2 protein-coding genes and 1 tRNA gene are annotated in these 2,077 nt (G+C 67.4%); 1 reads left to right on the forward strand and 2 read right to left on the reverse strand.

Going from position 1 to position 2,077, the window contains the following annotated elements; genetic code table 11:
- Positions 1 to 517: 517 nt before the first annotated feature.
- Complete coding sequence (locus tag ACSBPG_RS31815; protein ID WP_435541271.1) at positions 518 to 856, reverse strand: hypothetical protein; 339 nt, start codon at positions 854 to 856, stop codon at positions 518 to 520.
- A gap of 329 nt (positions 857 to 1,185) precedes the next feature.
- On the opposite strand from ACSBPG_RS31815, the gene ACSBPG_RS31820 reads away from it, so the two are divergent.
- Positions 1,186 to 1,416, forward strand: a complete 231-nt coding sequence (locus ACSBPG_RS31820) for a hypothetical protein (protein WP_435541272.1) — start codon at positions 1,186 to 1,188, stop codon at positions 1,414 to 1,416.
- Positions 1,417 to 1,845: 429 nt separating this feature from the next.
- On the opposite strand, the gene ACSBPG_RS31825 is transcribed toward ACSBPG_RS31820, so the two are convergent.
- A tRNA-Ser gene (locus ACSBPG_RS31825) sits at positions 1,846 to 1,935 on the reverse strand.
- Positions 1,936 to 2,077 lie beyond the last annotated feature (142 nt).

Raw genomic sequence — 2,077 nt, forward strand, 5'->3', positions numbered from 1 at the left:
ACCCGCGGGTTATGGCAGCCCAGCGGGTGCGCCGGGCGCTCCGGAAGCAGCGGCTCCATGCGTTCCCACAACTCACCAGGCAACCGCCAGCCGTCGTCTTGAACCAACTTGCCCATTGAAACCTCCGGGCCGCAATGCACTGGACGTTCAACAGAGCAGGCGAAACCGGATCCCTACTGGAATAGGCTCTTAGCGTGCCTCTCAGCCGCGCCGATGACAAGCCCCGTGGAGCGCCGGAGCGAGCGTAGGGCGATCGACGACGTCGAGGACAACGGTCAGCTTCTGGCGCCCGGTGTTGCCACTATCACGAAGCCGACTTCAAGGCGCGCCTCAATGTGCCGCTTGATCCCGCCGCGACCAGCGGCGGCGGCCAGCGGATAGCCTGTCCGGTGCCCAGCAGCCTGCGGCGGCACGTCCGCCCACATTGCTGTCCGCGAGCTTGTTCCGGCCGCTGCGACGATTGTCGCCGGATGGGCAGAGCAGAGAAGTAGCCAATCCTCCATGGGTGGTGCGGGCGTTACCAACACTGTGTCATCGTGCCCACCCGTTGGCACGTCATGCGCGGGTTCGCCGGCCCGGGTGAGCCGCGCATCATATCGAGCCCCTGCTGCATCATCTGATTGTAGGCCGGCGCGCGGGCTGCTCGGTCTGCAGCCTCGACGGCTGCCAAGGCAGCATAGCATTCGCGATAGCCCGAGGACCCCTTGCTCAGCCCCATACCGATGCACTTCTGGCCCGCGTCCGAACAATCCCAATTGCGACGCAAAAGCTCCGCCTGGATCGCACCATTGTTGGCCCAGTGCTCACCGCGGCACAGCTCGGTGTTCGTTACGGAAGCCAACTCCGCTGCCGACATGGCGCCCACCTGCTTCCCACGCGCCAAGCCGCATGCAGAAAGAACTATAACCGCAACCAAAAGTAATAATCGCCTCATGGCAGGCCTCCCGTGCCGAGAAGTGCCTATGATGCATGCGTAGCCCAAGCGTTCAATCCAGCCGAACGTCATCGTGCAGCGCCCACGGGGCCGTGCGATCGGGGTGGTCAGGGCCGGCCGGGCGTTGACCCGCTCGGTCGACCCGCCCCAAGCGTGCTCCGGTACGGCACCGGTGGCAAGCCCCTGCGCGAGTTGTTGACGGCGAGTGCTACTAGCGCGACGCTGTTCAAGCCACAGGGATGGGGGCGGAAATGGCGAAGGGACCAAAGGTGGAGAAGCGGCGACAGGGCCCGGCCCAACCGCCGGCCGCGGCGGAGCCCCCCTCCGCGCCGCTGCCCGCCAGCTTGTCGCAGCCGCTGAAGCGGTTGTCGCCGGAAAGGCACCTGGAGCTGATGAACGAGGCGCTGAAGCAGGCGGAGATGGGGCGCCGGTGGCTGGAAAGCCGCCGGAAGGCCCGGGGCGAGAGCGGCGAAGGCGCATGAGCTGGCGCCGCCTCCTGCTGCTCGGCCGGTCCCGGCCAGCGGCACCGTCGCCCGCCCCTGACGCGGCACCGGAGAGCCACGCGCCGCTGGCCGCCATGCTCGCCGAGTCCGACGAATGCACCCCGTTCGACCGGTGCGAGCCGCCGCCCGCCCGGCATCAGGTCGACGCGGACGCCGAACCGATCGTTTGTTGGAACGCCCGCCCCGGGCAGCGGTAAGTCTGGACGGCTGCGCGGAGCGGTCCGCGCATTTGCGTCGGTGCGGGTGACGGACTGTAGGGCGTGACCCGCCTCCGGCCTCACCGGCCGACGCGGCGCGCCTGTGGTCCGGCTGGCTGGCCAGCGCGAATGAAATGTGGGGGAAACTGTGGGGCGGTGGTTGAGCGCCCCTTGAGAACAACAGCTAAATCAATGGCTTAGCTGAGCAAACTGGCGGATGGGGTGGGATTCGAACCCACGGTAGGCTCGCACCTACGGCGGTTTTCAAGACCGCTGCCTTAAACCGCTCGGCCACCCATCCTGCGGAGCGCGCATCCGGTTTTAGGGGCGGCGTCCGGGCCGGTCAAGCGCCCAGAACCCCGGGCCCACGGTCATCGCATTTGGCCGAGGATGGATCTTGCGAACTCGTCGGACCATCCTGAGCGTTTGCGCTTGCGGCGGAC

The sequence above is a fragment of the Azospirillum sp. ST 5-10 genome, assembly GCF_051225715.1.
Classification (GTDB): Bacteria; Pseudomonadota; Alphaproteobacteria; order Azospirillales; family Azospirillaceae; genus Azospirillum.

Bases quoted from the DNA above. Each gene is read 5' to 3' on its own strand.
- ACSBPG_RS31815 (WP_435541271.1), bottom strand. From the start codon at position 856: ATGTCGGCAGCGGAGTTGGCTTCCGTAACGAACACCGAGCTGTGCCGC.
- ACSBPG_RS31820 (WP_435541272.1), top strand. From the start codon at position 1,186: ATGGCGAAGGGACCAAAGGTGGAGAAGCGGCGACAGGGCCCGGCCCAA.